This window comes from Cypionkella aquatica, from assembly GCF_030161095.1.
GTDB lineage: Bacteria > Pseudomonadota > Alphaproteobacteria > Rhodobacterales > Rhodobacteraceae > Cypionkella > Cypionkella aquatica.
Genome location: NZ_BSPP01000003.1, coordinates 12,063 through 31,348, shown reverse-complemented (window position 1 = coordinate 31,348; position 19,286 = coordinate 12,063). Strand labels below are relative to the sequence as shown.

General features: G+C 62.1%; 15 protein-coding genes. 10 read left to right on the top strand and 5 right to left on the bottom strand.

Annotation, left to right across the window (positions count from 1 at the left end; genetic code table 11):
- Positions 1-101: 101 nt before the first annotated feature.
- Positions 102-869, bottom strand: a complete 768-nt coding sequence (locus tag QQJ98_RS02910; protein WP_284323827.1) for a nitrilase-related carbon-nitrogen hydrolase — start codon at positions 867-869, stop codon at positions 102-104.
- A 118-nt stretch (positions 870-987) separates the two neighbouring features.
- Between QQJ98_RS02910 and QQJ98_RS02905 the strand changes: the two genes are divergently transcribed.
- Entirely contained in the window at positions 988-1,932 is a 945-nt protein-coding gene (locus QQJ98_RS02905) for a glycosyltransferase family 2 protein (RefSeq protein ID WP_284323826.1), read from the top strand.
- Positions 1,933-1,985: 53 nt separating this feature from the next.
- On the opposite strand, the gene QQJ98_RS02900 is transcribed toward QQJ98_RS02905, so the two are convergent.
- Positions 1,986-2,426 carry a MerR family transcriptional regulator gene (locus QQJ98_RS02900; RefSeq protein WP_284323825.1) on the bottom strand — a complete coding sequence of 147 codons (441 nt, stop codon included), beginning with the start codon at positions 2,424-2,426 and terminating at the stop codon, positions 1,986-1,988.
- An 89-nt stretch (positions 2,427-2,515) separates the two neighbouring features.
- Between QQJ98_RS02900 and QQJ98_RS02895 the strand changes: the two genes are divergently transcribed.
- A complete protein-coding gene (locus QQJ98_RS02895; protein ID WP_284323824.1) occupies positions 2,516-4,813 on the top strand; it encodes a heavy metal translocating P-type ATPase in 2,298 nt (765 codons plus the stop codon).
- Positions 4,814-5,077: 264 nt separating this feature from the next.
- The gene (locus QQJ98_RS02890) at positions 5,078-6,184 is read left to right on the top strand and encodes a TRAP transporter substrate-binding protein (protein WP_284323823.1); all 1,107 of its coding nucleotides are present in this window, start codon (positions 5,078-5,080) and stop codon (positions 6,182-6,184) included.
- A 123-nt stretch (positions 6,185-6,307) separates the two neighbouring features.
- On the opposite strand, the gene QQJ98_RS02885 is transcribed toward QQJ98_RS02890, so the two are convergent.
- Positions 6,308-8,122, bottom strand: a complete 1,815-nt coding sequence (locus QQJ98_RS02885) for a TRAP transporter large permease (RefSeq protein ID WP_284323822.1) — start codon at positions 8,120-8,122, stop codon at positions 6,308-6,310.
- Positions 8,119-8,703 carry a TRAP transporter small permease subunit gene (locus tag QQJ98_RS02880; RefSeq protein ID WP_284323821.1) on the bottom strand — a complete coding sequence of 195 codons (585 nt, stop codon included), beginning with the start codon at positions 8,701-8,703 and terminating at the stop codon, positions 8,119-8,121. Before QQJ98_RS02880 ends, QQJ98_RS02885 begins: the two co-directional genes overlap by 4 nt.
- A 474-nt stretch (positions 8,704-9,177) precedes the next feature.
- Here QQJ98_RS02880 and kdpF point away from each other — a divergent pair, with 474 nt between their 5' ends.
- The 7 genes from kdpF (at position 9,178) to purU (ending at position 18,329) form a co-directional block, all read left to right on the top strand.
- Positions 9,178-9,264, top strand: a complete 87-nt coding sequence (gene kdpF, locus QQJ98_RS19850) for a K(+)-transporting ATPase subunit F (RefSeq protein ID WP_431307787.1) — start codon at positions 9,178-9,180, stop codon at positions 9,262-9,264.
- Between the two features lie 34 nt (positions 9,265-9,298).
- Entirely contained in the window at positions 9,299-11,008 is a 1,710-nt protein-coding gene (gene kdpA, locus QQJ98_RS02870; RefSeq protein WP_284323819.1) for a potassium-transporting ATPase subunit KdpA, read from the top strand.
- Between the two features lie 9 nt (positions 11,009-11,017).
- Complete coding sequence (gene kdpB, locus QQJ98_RS02865) at positions 11,018-13,072, top strand: potassium-transporting ATPase subunit KdpB (RefSeq protein ID WP_284323818.1); 2,055 nt, start codon at positions 11,018-11,020, stop codon at positions 13,070-13,072.
- 11 nt (positions 13,073-13,083) lie between these two features.
- Positions 13,084-13,629: a potassium-transporting ATPase subunit KdpC gene (gene kdpC, locus QQJ98_RS02860; RefSeq protein WP_284323817.1), complete on the top strand. Its 546-nt coding sequence runs from the start codon at positions 13,084-13,086 to the stop codon at positions 13,627-13,629.
- Between the two features lie 13 nt (positions 13,630-13,642).
- Positions 13,643-16,417 carry a sensor histidine kinase gene (locus QQJ98_RS02855; protein ID WP_284323816.1) on the top strand — a complete coding sequence of 925 codons (2,775 nt, stop codon included), beginning with the start codon at positions 13,643-13,645 and terminating at the stop codon, positions 16,415-16,417.
- Positions 16,414-17,106 (top strand): response regulator, encoded by a 693-nt coding sequence (locus tag QQJ98_RS02850; protein WP_348523123.1) that lies wholly within the window; start codon positions 16,414-16,416, stop codon positions 17,104-17,106. Before QQJ98_RS02855 ends, QQJ98_RS02850 begins: the two co-directional genes overlap by 4 nt.
- A gap of 338 nt (positions 17,107-17,444) precedes the next feature.
- On the top strand, positions 17,445-18,329 hold the full coding sequence (gene purU, locus QQJ98_RS02845) for a formyltetrahydrofolate deformylase (RefSeq protein ID WP_284323815.1): 885 nt from the start codon (positions 17,445-17,447) through the stop codon (positions 18,327-18,329).
- Between the two features lie 73 nt (positions 18,330-18,402).
- On the opposite strand, the gene QQJ98_RS02840 is transcribed toward purU, so the two are convergent.
- On the bottom strand, positions 18,403-19,110 hold the full coding sequence (locus QQJ98_RS02840) for a pentapeptide repeat-containing protein (protein WP_284323814.1): 708 nt from the start codon (positions 19,108-19,110) through the stop codon (positions 18,403-18,405).
- Positions 19,111-19,286 lie beyond the last annotated feature (176 nt).

Genomic DNA, 19,286 nt, shown 5'->3' with positions numbered 1-19,286 from the left:
ACTTGATCCGGGGCCTCTGCCTGGCCGTGGCTGACCCATGAGGCCCCGGATCAAGTCCGGGGCGGCTTCGGGAAATCTGGGCCGAGGGGGCGGTGACAGGGTTACCGGACGACGCGGTAATCGCGCGCTTGGCTGGACAGACGGGCTGCATCCACCGCTGGCACATCGGCCACCAGCAAGGCCGGCCCCATCCCAGCTTGCGCCAGCACATCGCCATCCGCGCCGACGATCAACGAGCCGCCGGCATAGTTTAGATCACCCTCGATCCCGCAATAATTGGCATACACAATCGTCATGCCATGATTGGCCGCCATCGCGGGCACGGTGGCGCGCATCACATGGGTGTAGGGCAGCATATTGGCGGTCGGCACCAGCAGCACCGTAACCCCCGCCGCCGCCAAGGCCGCGATATGGGGGGCAAATTCGACATCATAGCAGATCAGCAGCGCTGCCTTGTGCCCGGCCAGATCGAAGCTGACGTAAGCGTCGCCGGATTGGTAGATCGACGCCTCGCGCGCGCCATAAAGCTGGATCTTGCGGTAATGCGCCAGTTCCGCCCCATCTGGTCCCAGGGCCAAGGCCGCGTTGTAGATCGCATCGCCGTCACGCTCGGCATAGCCAAACACCAGACCACAGTTTGCGGCGCGGCAGGCCGCAGCCAGCCGATCCTGCCAAGCGTCACCCCGCGCCAGTGCCAGTGCCGCAATCGCATCGCTGTTGTAGCCCGGCGCGAAACTTTCCGGCACCACCAGCACATTGGCCCCCGCAGCACCGGCTGCGCGCAAGCCATGCTCTGCCGCAGCGAAAGCCGCAGCACAATCTCCGGCGGGCGAGGCGGCTTGCATCAAGGCAAGGCGAAGGTCTGGCATCGTGGGCTCCTGCGTTGGTTTGGCCGCATCATGGCGCGGCGCGCGCGCGGTGTCACCCCGCCAGCATTGACTTTCTGCGGCGGGTTTCCTCATCTGGCACAAAGCTGAAAGGTTTCCCGTGCCGCCCCGCCACACTCTGATTTCCAGCGTCAAGGACGAAGGCCCGTTTCTGCTGGAATGGGTGGCGCATCATCTGGTGTTGGGATTTGAGCGCATCTTCATCGCGTCGAACGATTGCAGCGATGGCTCGGATCGGTTGTTGGCGGCATTGGATGGCGCGGGCTATATCGGCCATGTCCCGAACAAGCTGAAACCCGGCGATATTCCGCAGCACGCGGGCTATGAGAAAATCCGCCGGCTGCATGATATTGATGGCAGTGACTGGCTGATGATGTTGGATGCCGATGAATTTCTGAATGTGCATGTCGGCGATCACCGGGTCGGCGATCTGACCGAGCGGGCCGCGCCGGATGTCGATGTGATCGCGCTGAACGGGATGTTTTTCACCAGTCAACCGGTGCCGCGCTGGCAGCCGGGGCTGGTATGTCCGCAGTTCACCCAGCGCATTGCCACCCATCACAAGGCCAATGCCGCGCTGAAAACCCTGACCCGGAATCCGGCGCGGTTTCGCAGTATCCACAATCACAGCATGGTCGGCTTCAAAGAGAATACCCCGTTGCAGGTGCTGTGGGGCGACGGCACCCGCAGCAAGACCGACCCCAGCCTGCCGCTGTGGCGGCAGTTGCGCAATGGCGAGGTGAAAGCGGTGTCGCACCGTCTGGCGCATTACAACCATTACGGCCTGAAAGCCCCCGACAGCTTTGCGTTGCGGCGCAGTCGGGGTCGGGGGGCGGTGCCGGAGACCAATGCCGAAACCGCCCGCCACACCGAGGCTTACTTTGCCGAGCGCAATCAGCCTGCGGGCGAGGATCACTCGATTGCCCGTTACAGCGCCGAGGTGCAGGCGCTGATTGCCGAGATGTTGCAGCATCAAAAGATCAGCCGCCGCCAGCGCCGCTGCGAGCAGGCCTATGCTGCGCTGTTGCAGGGTCTTGGCGCCTGAGTGGTCCGGCAGGGCCAGGTGTTCCCACAGCGCGAGTTATTCTGAAAAGCCAGTTATTCTGAAACCGTCAGCAGATCGCGGCCATGATCGGCGCTGCAATGGGCGTGGTTGCCCAGCACTTCGATCACCCGACATTCGGCAATCGTGCCGCCAGCGCAATGATCGACCATCCGCTCTAACTCGGTTTTCAGGGCCAACAGGCGGGTAATCCGGCCCTCGACCGCCAAGAGCTGGGTGCGGGCGATGGCATCGACTTCGGCGCAGGATTGCTCGGGGCGGTCGGACAGGCCCAGCAGATCGCGGATGGCCTCTAGGGGAAAGCCCAGATCGCGGGCATGGCGGATGAAGGCCAGCCGCTCTTGCGTGGCGCGGGTGTAAAGGCGCTGATTGCCCGCCGAGCGATCCGCAGCGGGCAGCAGGCCGATCTGTTCGTAATAGCGGATCGTTGGCACTTTCACGCCAGAGGCACGGCCCAATTTTCCGATGGTCAGCATGATTTACCTCTTGAACCTATAGTTGCTAGAGACATTAGCTATGCTGAAGCGCCGATTCAAGATGGGCAAAAAAGAGGAAGGCAAATCAGATGACACAACCGAACACCCGCCACGACTGGACCATCTCGGGCATGGATTGCGCGTCTTGTGCTGCCAAGATCACCAAGGCGCTAGAGCGTTTGCCGGGGGTGTCGCAGGTGCAGGTCGGGGTGATGTCAGAAAAACTGAGCCTGCATTTGCAGCCGGATGGCACTGGACCAGAGGCGATTGAGGCGGCGGTGAAAAAGCTGGGTTACGGCATCGCGGTGCAGGGGCAGGCCCCGGCGCAGCGCAAGGTTGTGTTGCCGGGGGGTGATATGGGGCAGGATCATGCAGGCCACGACCACGGTGGCGGCGACCACGATCATGCCGGCCATGACCACGGCGGTGACGATGACGGCGGCCACGATCACGGCGCCGCCGGACACAGCCATACGCATGGGTCTGACCCTGCGGATCGCGGCAAAAGCTGGTATCAGACCGCCAAGGGCAGTCTTGTGATCTCGACCGGGCTGCTGCTGGCGGCGGCTTGGGGCGTGCGCGCCTTTGCCTCTGAGCAAATTGCGGCTTGGGCGTTCATTGCGGCGTGCTTGATCGGGGTGGCTCCGGTCGCAATGCGGGCGTTTGCGGCCCTGCGTGCAGGGATTCCCTTTACGATTGAGGCGCTTATGACCATTGCCGCCATCGGCGCGCTGTTCATTGGTGCCGCCGAGGAAGCCGCGATGGTGGTGTTTTTGTTCGCCATCGGCGAGGTGCTGGAAGGCGTTGCCGCGGATCGGGCGCGGGCGTCGATCCGGGCTTTGGCCGATCTGGTGCCGAAAACCGCGCTGCTTGACGAAGCGGGCGTCACGCGTGAGGTCGATGCCGCCCAGTTGCAGATCGGCCAGCGCGTGTTGGTGCGCCCCGGCGACCGTATTCCTGCGGATGGTGTGATCGCGGAAGGCAGCTCGGGCATCGACGAAAGCCCGGTGACCGGCGAGTCGATGCCGAAAACCAAAGGCCCCGGTGATGCGGTGTTCGCAGGCTCGATCAATGCCGAGGCGGCGCTGCGGATCACCGTCAGCAAAGCCGCCGAGGATAACACCATCGCCCGCATCATAGCACTTGTTGAAGAGGCCGAAGCCGCCCGCGCCCCGACAGAGCGGTTCATTGACCGGTTCAGCCGGATTTACATGCCGCTGATCACTTTGCTGGCGGCACTGGTCGCGGTGGTGCCGCCGCTGGTGTTCGGGCAGGTTTGGGAGGTTTGGATTTATCGCGGCCTGTCTTTGCTGCTGATCGGTTGCCCCTGTGCGCTGGTGATCTCTGTCCCGGCCTCGATCGCCTCGGCGCTGTCGACGGGCGCGCGGCGGGGGATTTTGATGAAGGGCGGCTCGGTGATCGAGGCGGTGGCGGGCGTGTCGCGGGTGGCGTTTGACAAGACCGGAACGCTGACGGCGGGCAGCCCTGCGGTGACCGATCTGGTGGTGCTTGGCGGTGATGAGGCCGCGCTGTTGTCGGTGGCGGCGGGGGTTGAACACGGCTCTGGCCATCCGCTGGCGCTGGCGATCATGGCGCGGGCGGCGGCGGCGGGGATTGCCACGCCCGAAGCCCGCGATGCCAAGGCGCTGATCGGGCAGGGGGCCGAAGCTGTGGTGGATGGCGCGCGCGCTTGGATCGCCTCGCCACGATTTGCGGCGGCGCAGGGCGTGTTGGATGATGCCGCGATGGCGCGGGCCAATGCGCTGGAGGCCGAGGGCAAAACCGTGGTGGTGGTGTTCCGCGAAGGCGTGGCGCAGGGCCTGATCGCGTTGGGTCTGATCGCGCTGCGCGACGAACCGCGTCGCGATGCGATTGCGGCGGTGGCCGAACTGCAAGCGCTGGGCGTCAGCGCTGTGATGCTGACCGGCGACAACGCCCGCACCGGGGCTGCAATTGCCGCCGTGCTGGGGATGGAGCATCGCGCCGAACTGATGCCCGATGACAAAGTGCGCGAAATCAAGGCGATGGCGAGCGCGGGCGGCGTGATGATGGTGGGCGACGGCATCAATGACGCGCCCGCGCTGGCTGCGGCCTCGGTCGGGGTGGCGATGGGGTCTGGCAGTGATGTGGCGCTGGAAACCGCCAGTGCCGCCCTGCTGCGCAACCGCGTTACCGATGCCGCAGCGATGATCCGGCTGGCGCGCGCGGCGATGGGCAATATCCGCCAGAACGTCGCCATCGCTTTGGGGCTGAAAGCGGTGTTTCTGATCACCACCGTGCTGGGCCTGACCGGGCTGTGGTTGGCGATCATGGCAGACACCGGGGCCACCGTGCTGGTGACGCTGAACGCGCTGCGCTTGCTTCGGTTCAACCCCGAAGCGCGCTAGGCCGCGCAAAGCGCCTGCTTGGGCCAGGGGCAGCTGCTTAGATTAGGGGCAAAAGCCCAACCGCTAAGCACGCTGGGCTGAACTGCGCCACTGTCACACCCTGCGCGCAGTTTCCCTTAGGGCAGAACCGCTTGCAGTGCGCCGAACATCGGCCTGACCACTGGACAGAGCCTGTTTCCCATGTAAGCTCTCGGCATCTGTCGGGAGGAGCGCGACAGCAGGTTTGCCTGACATAAGACATATGACCACAACCGGGAGGAATTCATGGATCGTCGTTCATTCTTAACCAAAGCGGCCATTGGCGGCGTTGGCGCCGCTGCGGCCACCACTTTGGCTGCCCCTGCGATTGCGCAGGCTGCGCCGAAAGTGACGTGGCGCTTGACCTCGTCTTTCCCGAAATCGCTCGACACGATCTATGGCGGGGCCGAGGTGTTGGCCAAGCGGCTGTCCGAGGCCACCGATGGCAATTTCACCATTCAGGTGTTTGCGGCGGGTGAACTTGTGCCCGGTCTGCAAGCCGCCGATGAAGTCACCGCGGGCAATATCGAGGCCTGCCATACGGTCGGCTATTACTATTGGGGCAAAGATCCCAGCTGGGCGGTGGCGGCTGCGGTGCCGTTCGGGTTGTCGGCGCGCGGGCATAACGCTTGGCAATACCACGGCGGCGGCATTGATCTGTATAACGAATTCCTTGCAACCCAGAACATCGTGGCTTTGCCGGGTGGCAACACTGGCGTGCAGATGGGCGGCTGGTTCCGTAAGGAAATCAACACCGTGGCCGATATGCAGGGCCTGAAGATGCGGGTTGGCGGCTTTGCTGGCAAGGTGATGGAAAAGCTGGGCGTGGTGCCGCAGCAGATCGCGGGCGGTGACATCTATCCGGCGCTGGAAAAAGGCACGATTGATGGCGCGGAATGGGTTGGCCCCTATGATGACGAGAAGCTCGGCTTCCAGAAAGTCGCACCCTATTACTACTATCCCGGCTGGTGGGAAGGCGGCCCGACCGTGCATTTCATGTTCAACAAGGCAGCTTATGACGGTCTGACGCCTGCGTATCAGTCGCTGCTGCGCTCGCTTTGCCAAGGCGTCGATGCCGATATGCTGCAGAAATACGATTACAAAAACCCGACGGCGATCAAATCGCTGGTGGCCAATGGCGCGCAGCTGCGCCCGTTCAGCCCCGAGATTCTGGAAGCCTGCTTTGTTGCCGCCAATGAGGTTTATGCCGAGATGGAGGCGACAAACCCGACCTTTGCCAAGCTGTGGGGGTCGATCAAGGCTTTCCGGTCCGAGCATTACACTTGGTCGCAGATCGCGGAATACAACTATGACACCTTCATGATGACCCAGCAGAACGCGGGCAAGCTGTAAGGTTTCGCAAGGATCAAACCCCCGGTGGCTTTCGGGCCATCGGGGGTTTTTCTTTGTGACAGGTTGTGCAGACATGAAAACGGCGGCCCGATCAGGGGCCGCCGTTTTCATTCAGTCCCGCAGTCAGGGCGCGGGCTGGGCCGGATCAGGCTGCCCGATGGCCGGTGCGCCCAAAGCAGGTGCCCCCAAGGCAGGTGCGCCAACAGCTGGAGCACCAACAGCCGGAGCACCAACGGCAGGTGCGCCCAAAGCAGGTGCGCCCAAAGCCGGAGCACCGATCTTTGGTTGCCCCAAGCCGCCGCCACCCAAACCACCGGCGCCCAGTTTGGGCATTTGCGGCAAGGTGATCGTGACATTGTTGGTATCAACCGGGGCTGCCTTGTAATGCATCACCAGTTGCGGGAAGCCGATCACCACGCCCACCATCACCACCTGAATGACCACAAACGGCACCGCCCCCCAGTAAATCTGCCCCGTGGTAACGGGCGCTGTTTTCTTGCCTGTCACCTTGTCCAGATAGGGAAGACGCGGAGCGACCGAGCGCAGGTAGAACAGCGCAAAGCCAAAAGGCGGGTGCATGAACGAGGTCTGCATGTTGACCCCCAGAATGATCCCCAGCCAGACCAGATCAATCCCCAAAGCCTGCGCTGGGGCCACGAGCAATGGCACGATGATGAAGGCAAGCTCGAAGAAATCGAGGAAAAACGCCAGCAGAAACACCAGAATAGAGATCACGATCAGAAAGCCGGTCTGGCCTCCGGGCAGGGAGGTCAGCAGATGCTCTACCCACAAATGGCCGTTCACGCCGTAAAAGGTCAGCGAAAACACCCGCGCGCCGATCAGAATGAACATCACGAACGCCGACAGCCGCGTGGTCGAGGCCAAAGCCTGCGTCACCACCGACATCGTCAGCCGCCCTTTGGCCGCTGCCAGCAACAAGGCACCAACCGCACCCATAGCGCCGCCCTCGGTCGGGGTGGCGATGCCAAGGAAGATCGTGCCCAGCACTAGAAAGATCAGCGCCAAGGGCGGGATCAGCACGATGATCACCTGTTGCGCCAGCCGTGACATCACGCCGGTTTTCAGCGTTTTGTCTGCGACTGCGGCCAGATAGATTGCCAGAATCCCCACCACAGCGCCCATGATCGTCGCATTGCTGCTGCCGTCTTGGTCAAAATAGCGGTGCGCGCCATAGGAAATCGCCACCGCTGCCAGCAAGGCCACGAACAACGATGTCACGCCATGGCCCAAGGTGCGGGCCTCTAGCGGCAGGGCGGGCATCGAGTCGGGCTTGATGAATGACATCACCAGCACATAGGCCATGTAAAACCCGGTCAGGATCATGCCGGGAAACAGCGCCGCTGCATACATATCGCCAACCGATCGGCCCAATTGATCAGCCAGCACGATCAGCACAAGGCTGGGCGGAATGATCTGCGCCAAAGTGCCAGAGGCCGCGATCACCCCCGACGCCACCCGTCTGTCATAGCCATAGCGCAGCATGATCGGCAGCGAAATCAGCCCCATCGCAATCACCGATGCCGCGACAACCCCGGTGGTCGCTGCCAGCAAAGCGCCAACGATGATCACCGCATAGGCCAGACCGCCGCGGATCGGGCCGAACAACTGGCCGATGGTGTCCAGCAGATCCTCGGCCATACCGCTGCGTTCCAGCACGATGCCCATAAAGGTAAAGAACGGTATAGCGAGTAAGGTCTCATTCGACAGCACCCCCCAGAACCGATTGGGCAGGGTGTTCAAAAGCGGCCAGCTGAGGTTGATTGCGCCATCTGACAACGGCGCAAGCTCGACCCCGATGAAGAAGAAAAACAACCCGTTCGCCGCCAGCGCAAAGGCCACGGGATAGCCCAGCAGCAGAAAGATCACGAGGCTTGCGAACATGATCGGTGCCATGTTCAGCGCGATAAATTCCATCATTTGCTGATCTCCTCGACCAGAGCCTTGCCTTCCAGCTCGGCGGCCTCATGCGCCGAGATGAACGGGGTGGGATCGGGGATCACCCCGCGCATCACCGCGATTTTCTTGATGATTTCCGACACACCCTGCAGCGCCAACAGGAAGAACCCCGCCAGCAGCAGCGCCTTGGCGGGCCAGATCGTCAAGCCGCCGGAATTGGTCGAAACCTCGCCCGACAGGAACGAGCGCGAGACATAGGGCACAAGGTAATAGATCATCAGCAAGGCAAACGGCATCAGGAACACCACATGGCCGAACAGGTCGATCCAATGCTGCACCCGGCGCGGAAAGGCGCCGTAGACAATGTCGATGCGGATATGCTCGTTCTGTTTCAGCGTATAGGCGGCGGCCAGCAGAAAGGCCGCGCCGAACAGATACCATTGCAGTTCCAGCCATGAATTGGATGAGACGCTAAAGACTTTGCGCACAACCGCGTTGACTGCGCTGACGATGACCGCCACCAGGATCAGCCAAGACACGGCCTTTCCGATGATTTCATTGATGCGGTCGATCCCCGCGGAAACCGCGAGCAGGTTTTTCATCGGTAACCCCCCTTTTTGGCGCTCTGATGGCGCTTTTCGTTGTTGGCTCAAGACTGGTGGGAAACATTTTCCACCAATGATCAAACCACTCCTCCTATCCGCGAGTTTCCCGGATTTTTCGCATAAAACCAAGTGGTAACGTATGGGAAGGCGGATATGGGCTGCAAGAAAGCGCCCCGCTGGCGGCTGTACGGCGCGGGCTTTGCGAATTGGCCTGATATTGCGGCAAACGACTGCGGATGCGGCACGCCCCTAGGCGGTAAGTCAGGGCCCAAAACCCCCACAACTTCCTTACATCGCACCGCCATCTTCGGAATGGAGCCTTAACGCCGTTCTGCTGCAAATTGCCGCCATGCACAAACTTGCACAAACAGGAGCATCACATGGCAGATTTGATTTATGGCGGACTTGGCCTTGGCCTGATCGGGCTGATGGCGCTTTACGCCAACCTGCTTAAGCGGGCGTGAGGGCACGATGTTTGAACCCATTCTGGGCCTGATCGTCGCCATAGCCCTTGGCATCTACCTTATCTTCACCCTCATCGCGCCCGAAAAGTTCTGAACGCAGGTTCGGGGCTTGGGCCTTGGAGATTTCCATGACACTTATCGGATGGCTGCAAATCGCGGTCGTGCTGGCATTGGTGCTGGCAAGCCTGGTGCCGCTTGGGCGCTATATGGCACAGGTTTTCACCGGGGGGCGCACGTGGCTGCACCCGGTTTTGCGCCCGGTTGAAACCGGATTTTATCGCTTGGCCGGGGTGGACCCCGCGCGCGAGCAAGGCTGGCACAGCTATGCGGTGGCGATGCTGATGTTCAGCGCGGCGGGCTTTGCCTCGCTGTATGCGATTTTGCGCCTGCAAGCTTATCTGCCGCTGAACCCGCAAGGTTTTGCCGGCTTGCCGCCTGATCTTGCCTTCAACACCGCGATCAGCTTTCTGACCAACACCAACTGGCAGGCTTATGGTGGTGAGACCACGATGAGCCATTTCAGCCAGATGGCCGGGCTTGCGGTGCATAACTTCCTGTCGGCGGCCACTGGCATTGCGATAGCGATGGCGGTGACGCGGGCGTTTGCACGGTCGGGCGCGCAGGGTTTGGGGAATTTCTGGGTCGATATGACCCGCGCGACGCTGTATGTGCTGCTGCCTTTGTCGGTGGTGGTGGCGCTGCTGCTGATCTGGCTGGGCGTGCCGCAGACCTTGGCGGCGGGCTTTGATGCGACCACGTTAGAGGGTGCGCAGCAAACCATCTCTATGGGCCCAATCGCCAGCCAAGAGGCGATCAAGCAACTTGGCACCAATGGCGGCGGCTTTTTCAACGCCAATTCGGCGCATCCGTTTGAGAATCCTTCGGCACTGTCGAACATGCTGGCGATCTGGGCGATGCTGGTGGTCTCTGCCGCGCTGCCGATCACCTTTGGCCGCATGGTAGGGTCAGAACGCCAAGGCTGGGCGATCCTGTCGGCGATGGCGTTCCTGCTGATTGCGGGCGTGGGCGTTGTCTATTGGGCCGAAACCTCGGGTAATCCGCTGATGGCGGCGCTGGGCGTTGATCCGGCAATGGGCAATTTCGAGGGCAAAGAGATCCGCTTTGGTCAATCCATGTCGGCGTTGTTCGTGGCGGTGACGACCGGGCTTTCTTGCGGTGCGGTCAATGCCATGCACGGCTCTTTGACGCCCTTGGGTGGCCTTGTGCCGCTGCTCCTGATCCAGCTGGGCGAGGTGCTGCCGGGCGGTGTTGGGTCGGGCCTTTATGGCATGGTGGTGTTTGCGGTGCTGGCGGTGTTTGTCGCAGGCCTGATGGTTGGCCGCACGCCCGAGTTTCTGGGCAAGAAGATCGAGGCGCGCGAGATCAAGCTGGCGGTGCTGGCGGTGCTGATCCTGCCGATGGTGATCCTTGGCTTTACCGCTGTCTCGGCGATGCTGCCTGCCGCTTTGTCCAGCCTTGCCAATGCAGGCCCGCATGGGCTGAGCGAGCTGCTCTATGCCTATTCCTCGGCTGCGGGGAACAATGGTTCGGCCTTTGCCGGGCTGTCGGCCAATACGCCTTGGTTCAACACCACCTTGGGCATTGCGATGGGCTTGGGCCGCTTTGCCTATGTGATCCCGGTGCTGGCAATGGCAGGATCGCTGGCGGCCAAGCCGCGGGCTGCAGCCTCGGTTGGCACGTTCCCGACCGATGGCGGGCTGTTCATCGGTCTGCTGGTAGGGGTGATCCTTATCCTTGGTGGGCTGCAATTCTTCCCGGCTTTGGCGCTGGGTCCGGTGGTCGAGCATGTGCTGATGCTGGCCGGCAAGACGTTCTAGGAGATGAAAATGTCCAATTCCCCAACCGCTCCGGCGCTGTTTGATCGTGCGATCATTCTGACCGCCGCCCGCGATGCCGTGCTGAAACTTGATCCGCGCAAACTGGCGCGCAACCCGGTGATCTTTGTAACCGAAGTCGTGGCCGCGCTTGTCACCGTTTTGTGGCTGCGCGAGCTGATCCTGGGCATCGGCACGCCGCTGTTTTCAGGCCAGATCGCGGCTTGGCTGTGGTTCACCGTGCTGTTCGCCACCTTTGCCGAAGCCGTGGCAGAGGGGCGCGGCAAGGCGCAAGCCGCCAGCCTGCGCCAAAGCCGCAGTGATGTGCAGGCAAAGCTGCTGCTGCATCCCGATGCCAACGATAACCTGTATGAGCATGTCAGCGCCCTGCAACTTGGGCTTGGCGATGTGGTGCTGGTGGAGACGGGCGATGTGATCCCGCTGGACGGCGAGATCATCGCAGGCGTCGCCGCCATCAACGAGGCCGCGATTACCGGCGAATCCGCCCCGGTGATCCGCGAGGCAGGTGGCGACCGCTCTGCCGTCACCGGTGGCACCACGGTGTTGTCGGATTTCATCAAGGTCCGCATCACCGCCGCCCCCGGCTCCACCTTCATCGACCGCATGATCGCGCTGGTGGAAGGCGCCGAGCGGCAAAAGACCCCGAATGAATTGGCGCTGTCGGTGCTGTTGTCGGGGATGACGCTGATCTTTCTGATCGCCACCGTCACGCTGTGGGGGTTGGCGGGCTATTCCGGCACGGCGGTGTCGGTGGTGGTGCTGGTGGCGCTGCTTGTCACCCTGATCCCGACCACCATCGGCGGCTTGCTGTCTGCCATCGGCATCGCGGGTATGGATCGCTTGATCCGCTTTAACGTCATCGCCACCTCGGGCCGCGCGGTCGAAGCGGCGGGGGATGTGGATACGTTGCTGCTGGACAAGACCGGCACCATCACCTTTGGCAACCGGATGGCTGCGGATTTTGTAGCGCTTCCCGGCATCACCGAGACTGATCTTGCCGCCGCTGTGCTGCTGGCCAGCCAATCGGATGACACGCCCGAGGGTCGCTCCATTGTGGCATTGGCGAAAAGTGAGCACGGCCTGTCGGACCCGGATTTCGGCGCGCAGACGCCGGTGATCATCAGCTTCACCGCGCAAACACGGATGTCGGGCATTGATCTGGGCGCTCGCCAAATCCGCAAAGGCGCTGTGGATTCGGTTCTGCACTATGCGGGCCTGACCATGGACCGCGCCCCGGCAGAGTTCCGCGCCGCCGTGGATCGCATCGCACGTTCAGGTGGCACGCCGCTTGGCGTGGCGGAAAACGGTGCGCTGTTGGGGGTGATCCACCTGAAAGACGTGATCAAGCCCAATATCAAAGAGCGCTTTGCCGCCCTGCGCGCCATGGGCATCAAGACGGTGATGGTGACGGGCGATAACAAGGTGACTGCCGCCACGATCGCTTCCGAAGCGGGCGTCGATGATTTTCTGGCCGAAGCCACGCCCGAAGACAAGCTGGCCTATATCCGCCGCGAACAGCAAGGCGGGCGGCTGATTGCGATGTGCGGCGATGGCACCAATGACGCCCCCGCTTTGGCGCAGGCCGATGTGGGTGTGGCGATGCAAACCGGCACCCAAGCCGCGCGCGAGGCTGGCAACATGGTCGATCTGGACAGCAGCCCCACCAAACTGATCGAGATTGTGGAAATCGGCAAGCAACTGCTGATGACGCGCGGCTCGCTGACCACGTTTTCCATCGCCAATGATGTGGCGAAATACTTCGCCATCCTGCCCGCTCTGTTCATCGCCACTTACCCCGAGCTGTCAGCGCTGAACATCATGCACCTTGGCTCTCCACAATCGGCGATCCTGTCGGCGGTGATTTTCAATGCGCTGATTATCGTGGCGCTGATCCCTCTGGCTTTGAAGGGCGTGTCCTACAAAGCCAGCGGAGCTGCCGCCCTGTTGCGCCGTAACCTGTTGATTTATGGGCTTGGCGGTCTGTTGATGCCGTTTGTTGGCATCAAGATCATCGACCTTCTGATCAACGCCCTGCATCTGGCTTAAGGAGCCCGACCATGTTGACCCATCTTCGCCCCGCCGTCGTTTTGCTGGCCGCCTTCACGCTGCTGTTGGGGGTTGCCTATCCGTTGGCGATCACTGGCGTCGCGCAAGCGGCTTTTCCCGATCAGGCCAACGGCAGCCAGATTGCCCTTGATGGCAAGGTGATCGGATCTGATCTGATCGGACAAAGCTTTGCCAGCCCCGGCTATTTCCATTCCCGCCCTTCGGCTGTCGATTACAACGCGGCGGGTTCGTCTGGATCTAACCTTGGCCCGCTGTCGCAACAGCTGCTTGACCGTGTCGCCGGCGATGTGGCGGGGCGGGTCGCGGTGCCTGCCGATGCGGTGACGACCTCGGCCTCGGGGCTTGATCCTCATATCTCGCCTGCCAATGCCGCAGAGCAAATCGCGCGGGTGGCGGCGGCGCGGAAGGTGACGCCGGATCAGCTTGCCAAACTGGTGGCCGATCACACCGAGCAGCCGATGTTCGGCCTGATCGGTGAGCCGCGCGTCAACGTGCTGCGCCTGAACCTTGCGCTCGACAAAATTGCTGTAAACTGAACACTATCGCCCCATGGCAGACCCATCCCGCCCAGGCCCCGCACGCAACGGACCCAAACGCCCCGACCCCGACGCTTTGCTTGCGCTGAGCGATCAGGAAGGGCGTGAGGCGACAAGTCGCGGCGGGGCAGCGCGGGGTGCGTTGAAAATCTTCCTCGGTGCGGCCCCCGGCGTTGGCAAGACCTTTGCCATGTTGCAGGCCGCCCAACGTCTGCGCGCCGAGGGCCAAGAGGTGGTGATCGGGCTGATCGAAACCCATGGCCGCGCTGAAACCGAAGCCTTGGTGGCGGGGCTTGAAACCTTGCCGCGCCGCCAGCTGATCTATCGCGGCGTCGCCCTTGCGGAATTTGACATTGACGCCGCATTGGCCCGCCGTCCGCGCCTGCTGGTGGTGGACGAGCTTGCCCATACCAACGCGCCGGACAGCCGCCACCCCAAGCGCTGGCAAGATGTGAAAGAGCTGCTGGATGCAGGCATCGACGTCTGGACAGCGCTGAACATCCAACATCTTGAAAGCCTTGCCGATATTGTCTCGCATATCACCGGCATCGCGGTGCGCGAAACCGTGCCGGATACCATTCTGCGCACTGCCCAAGCGGTGGTTCTGGTCGATATCACCCCGGACGAGCTGATCACCCGCCTGAAAGCAGGCAAGGTCTATCTGCCGCAAACCGCGCAGCGCGCGACTGAGAATTTCTTTACCCCCGGCAATCTGACGGCGCTGCGCGAGTTGGCTTTGCGCCAGACAGCCGACCGGGTCGAAGATCAGATGACTCAGCTTTTGCGGCAAAAGGCCATCGAAGGGCCTTGGGGCACGTCGGAACGTCTGCTGGTCTGTATCGGCGCGGATGCGGGGGCTGTGGCCTTGGTGCGCAAGACCAGCCGTCTTGCCACCAATCTGAACGCAGGCTGGATTGCCGTGCATCTGGCCCGCCCTGACCGCGATACGCTTGACCCCGAGGCCGAGCGCCGCATCACCGAAAGCCTGACCTTGGCCGAGACTTTAGGGGCCGAGGTTTTGCGGTTGGTCAGTTCGGATTTTACCGCCGATCTGCTGGCCTTGGCGCGGCGCGAAAACGTCACGCAAATTCTGATCGGACGCTCGCGGGTAGGGCGGGCGCGGCAGCTGTTTGGCCGTCTTTTTGGCGCGGCCTTGTCGGATCAGCTGGTGGCCATGGCGCAAGATATCGGCGTGCAGGTGGTGCCTTTGCCGCATCCGGTCGCGCGGCTGCCCGGACTAGGAATGGCGCTGCGCCGCCCCGGTTGGCTGCGCGATGCGGCAGCGGCGGCGGTTGCGACTTTGGCGGCTGCGGCGGCGGGGTCAGGGTTGAACCAGATTTTGCTGCTGCCCAATCTGTCGATGGTGTTTCTGGTGGCGGTGCTATTTTGCGCTGTCAGCTTTGGCACCAGATCGGCGGTGATCGCGGCGTTTTTGTCGTTTGTCGCCTATAACTTTCTGTTCATCGAGCCTGTCCACACCCTGACCATTGCACGCCCGCATGAGTTTTTCGCGCTGCTGATCTTTCTGGGCATTGCCGTGCTGACCGGATCGTTGACGGGCCGGGTGCGCGATCAGGCGTTGGCAGCGCTGCGCCGCAGCCGCAGCATGCAGGCTTTGTTCGAGTTTTCGCGCAAGCTTTCGGCGGCCTCGACAGCAGACGAGGTGCTGTGGGCCACGGTGTCTCAGGTGCATAACATCTTGGGGGGTAAGGCAATCTTGCTGCTGAATGGCGGCGAGGGCCTGCAAACGCAGGCGGCATGGCCGCCCGATGATCTGACCGACCCCGCCGAGCAAAGTGCTGCGCGCTGGGCGTTGGAAAAGCGCGAGGCCGCAGGCTGGAAAACCGGCACGCTGCCGAATGTGCGCTTTCGCTTTCAACCCTTGATCACCCAGAACAGGGTGGTCGCCGTGCTGGGCTACGAGCCTCCCGACCGCAGCAAGCCGATGCCCGCCGATGATGACGCGCATCTGAACGCGATTGCCGAACAAGCCGCTATCGCGCTGGACCGGGTGCAGCTGGTGGGCGAAGCCGTGAAAGCCGCCGCCCTGCAAGAAAATGAAAACATCCGCGACGCGCTGCTGTCGTCCCTGTCGCACGATCTGCGCACGCCCTTGGCCTCGATCACCGGGGCAGTGTCCAGTCTGCGCCAACTGGGTGATCTGCCCGAAGCGCAGCGGCAGGAACTGCTGCTGGCGATCGACCAAGAGGCGGCCCGCCTGAGCCGGTTTGTGTCGAACCTGCTGGATATGTCGCGGATTGAATCCGGCGCGATCAAGATGCGGCGCGATTGGGTCGATGTCGCCGATGCGATCCGCAGCGCCGTCGAGCGGCTGCAAAAGACCCATGCCGGGCGCAAGGTCAAGCTGAGCATCGCCCCCGGTCTGCGCTTTGTGCGCGGCGATCAGGATCTGTTGATCCAGGTGATCTACAATCTGCTCGACAATGCGCATAAGTATGGCGGCGAGGGTGAAATCAGCCTGCATGCGCGTGATGAGGCCAAGGACGTGGTGATCTCTGTGACCGATGAAGGCCCCGGCATCAAACCAAGCGATCTGGAGCGGGTGTTTGAAAAGTTCTACCGCGCGGGCGGTGCAGATCGCCGCAAGCCCGGCACGGGGCTGGGGCTGTCGATCTGCCGGGGCTTGGTGGCCTCGATGGGCGGCGTGATCAGTGCCGAAAGCCCGGCGGTGCGCAGGCGTGGCACACGGCTGCTGGTGCGCTTGCCCGCCGCAGAACTGCCCGCCGATCTGCCGTCTGACGCCTCTGATCGGGGGGGCAGCGCGTGACCCTGAAACGTCTGCTGGTGGTCGATGACGAGCCGCAAATCCAATCCCTGTTGCGCATCGCTTTGGGCAGCGCGGGTTACGAGGTGCTGCCCGCCCTGACCGGCCATGATGCGATCCGCCTTGCCGCCAGTGCCGCCCCCGATGCGGTCATCCTTGATCTGGGCCTGCCTGACATCGACGGCAAGGATGTGCTGCGCGACATCCGCGCGTTTTCCCGCGTGCCGATCATTATTCTATCGGCGCGCGACCGCGAGGCGGAAAAGGTCGAAGCCCTTGATCTGGGCGCGGATGATTACCTTGAAAAGCCCTTCGGCATGGGCGAGCTGCTGGCCCGCCTGCGCGCGGCATCCCGTCATGCCGCCCGCGCCTTGGGCGAGGTGACGCGACTGCGCTTCGGCGATTTGCTGATTGATCTCGACAAACGGCTGATCGCGCGGGCAGGGGTGCCGATCCGGCTGACACCAAAGGAATATGACCTGCTGGCGGTGCTGGCGCGCAATGCGGGCCGGGTTGTCACCCATCGTCAGATCCTGACGGCCGTTTGGGGGCCTGCACATCACGACGACACCCAATATCTGCGAGTGTTCATCGGCCAGCTGCGCGGCAAGATCGAATCCGATCCCAACATGCCCAACCTGATCCGCACAGAACCCGGCGCAGGCTATCGCTTTGCCGAAAGCGATGGCTAGGCCGCTGGCCCCAGCACTGCCAAAACTTTCGGCAAACGGCCAAACCTTGGGCAAATCCATGGCCGCACAGCGCACTTTCCCCACCAAAATGCGATAAAACGCCGCCCACACTTGGCCCCTGCACGGCAGCCGATGTATGGGCGGCACTGCAAAGGCTGCCACATCCAAACACCTGCCCGATCTGGGCCAACGTGCAGGGCTGTTGTCGTCGCTTGCTGTTGTTGGTCGCCCTCGGCTGGCCAATCAGCAGACTGCCTGTTACCTTGCCACTGCAGCGCCCGCTCAGCCTTTTCGCCATCGGCCCCGCGCCGGGCAGATCTATCCAAACGGAGACTTCGATGACCAAATACTGCCTGACCGTCGCCTGCCCAAGCAAGCGCGGCATCGTTGCGGCGATTGCCGGCTATCTTGCCGAAAGCGGCTGCAACATCGTTGACAGCTCGCAATTCGACGATGTGCAGAATGGCTGGTTTTTCATGCGCGTAGGCTTCATATCCGAAGAAGGTCGCGGGCTGGAAGCGTTGCAACAGGGCTTTGCCGAGACCTCAAAAGCCTTTGAAATGCAATCGAAATTCCATGATGAATCGGTCAAGGCCAAGGTCATCATCATGGTCAGCCGCTTTGGCCATTGCCTGAACGATCTGCTGTATCGCTGGCGCATCGGTGGCTTGCCAATCGACATTGTTGCGGTGATCTCGAACCATTCGGATTATCAAAAGGTGGTGGTCAACCATGACATTCCGTTCCACCTGATCAAAGTCACCAAGGAAAACAAGACCGAAGCCGAAGCCGCACAAATGCGCATCGTGCGCGAAACCGGGGCCGAGCTGATCGTGCTGGCGCGCTATATGCAGGTGTTGTCGGATGAGATGTGCCGCGAGATGTCGGGACGGATCATCAACATCCATCATTCATTCCTGCCCAGCTTCAAAGGGGCGAACCCCTATAAACAGGCTTACGAGCGTGGCGTGAAACTGATTGGTGCGACCTCGCATTACGTCACCGCCGAACTCGACGAAGGCCCGATCATCGAGCAGGACATTGTCCGCGTCACGCATGCGCAATCGGGCGATGATTACGTCAGCCTTGGCCGCGATGTCGAAAGCGCGGTGCTCAGCCGGGCGATCCACGCCCATATCCACCACCGGGTGTTCCTGAACGGCGATCGCACCATCGTGTTCCCGGCAAGCCCCGGCTCTTATGCCTCGGAACGCATGGGCTAAATGACCACAAGGCGGCGCTTGGCCTTCCGCCACAGCGCCGTCGCTTGCGTTAGGCAGGGCCAGTCCTAAGCGCTTATTCTTCGTTGCAAGGCCAGTGCTTTGGCACGGTCAGCCCGGCGGGCAAAATCGTGGTGCTGTCGCCGCAGGCTTGATCCAGCTGACTTTGTTCAAGCCCAACGACGCCGGACAGATCGACATTCTCAAAATGCGTGCGCTCCAAAAACGCCCCCGCCAGATTGGCCCCCGCCATCACAGCGCCGGTGAACACAGTGCGCGGCATGATGGCATCGTTCATATTTGCGCCGCTCAGCTTGGCATTGCTGAAATCATTGCGATAAAAGTCGCCATTGCTCAGGTCAGCATCGGTCAGATCGGCACCGACAAAGCTGACGCGCAGAAACTCGGCCTTGACCAGCCGCGCGCCGCGCAAGCTGGCCCCGCTGAAATCTGACCGGCTGGCGAGCGATTTTTCAAGATTAGCCCCGCTTAGATCCGCGCCGATGAACGAGCTGCGCACCAATTCGCTGCGCTGAAGGTTCGCGCCAGCCAACACCGCATCATTGAACCCGGTGCCAGACAAAAAGCTGTTCTCGAAAATGCCCGCAGACATATCGCGGCCGTTCAGCATAAGACGCTCTTTGGAACAGCCGGTCCAATCCATAGCCGCCCCCGGCCCATCGCTGCACCCGGCTTGCGCGGGATGCGCAAGCATCGCGGCGGATAATGTGACGGCAACCGCCACTCCATAGGGTGCAAGGAACCGATAGGCAGAATGTTTCATGGTGTGACCTTTGCTTGTCAGCCCAGTCTAGCACCGAAGCGGCGCGCACGACCAGCCGTCTCGGCCTTGCCTGTGTGTGCAAATGCCCCAACCGGCAGAACTTGGCGCAGTCCCCATTGCCCAAGCTGTCAGCCGCGGGGCGCTTGCGGCTAGATGTGGCGATCCGGGGGGCGGGG

Bases quoted from the DNA above. Each gene is read 5' to 3' on its own strand.
- QQJ98_RS02910 (WP_284323827.1), bottom strand. From the start codon at position 869: ATGCCAGACCTTCGCCTTGCCTTGATGCAAGCCGCCTCGCCCGCCGGA.
- QQJ98_RS02900 (WP_284323825.1), bottom strand. From the start codon at position 2,426: ATGCTGACCATCGGAAAATTGGGCCGTGCCTCTGGCGTGAAAGTGCCA.
- QQJ98_RS02895 (WP_284323824.1), top strand. From the start codon at position 2,516: ATGACACAACCGAACACCCGCCACGACTGGACCATCTCGGGCATGGAT.
- QQJ98_RS02890 (WP_284323823.1), top strand. From the start codon at position 5,078: ATGGATCGTCGTTCATTCTTAACCAAAGCGGCCATTGGCGGCGTTGGC.
- QQJ98_RS02885 (WP_284323822.1), bottom strand. From the start codon at position 8,122: ATGATGGAATTTATCGCGCTGAACATGGCACCGATCATGTTCGCAAGC.
- QQJ98_RS02880 (WP_284323821.1), bottom strand. From the start codon at position 8,703: ATGAAAAACCTGCTCGCGGTTTCCGCGGGGATCGACCGCATCAATGAA.
- kdpF (WP_431307787.1), top strand. From the start codon at position 9,178: ATGTTTGAACCCATTCTGGGCCTGATCGTCGCCATAGCCCTTGGCATC.
- kdpA (WP_284323819.1), top strand. From the start codon at position 9,299: ATGACACTTATCGGATGGCTGCAAATCGCGGTCGTGCTGGCATTGGTG.
- kdpB (WP_284323818.1), top strand. From the start codon at position 11,018: ATGTCCAATTCCCCAACCGCTCCGGCGCTGTTTGATCGTGCGATCATT.
- kdpC (WP_284323817.1), top strand. From the start codon at position 13,084: ATGTTGACCCATCTTCGCCCCGCCGTCGTTTTGCTGGCCGCCTTCACG.
- QQJ98_RS02855 (WP_284323816.1), top strand. From the start codon at position 13,643: ATGGCAGACCCATCCCGCCCAGGCCCCGCACGCAACGGACCCAAACGC.
- purU (WP_284323815.1), top strand. From the start codon at position 17,445: ATGACCAAATACTGCCTGACCGTCGCCTGCCCAAGCAAGCGCGGCATC.
- QQJ98_RS02840 (WP_284323814.1), bottom strand. From the start codon at position 19,110: ATGAAACATTCTGCCTATCGGTTCCTTGCACCCTATGGAGTGGCGGTT.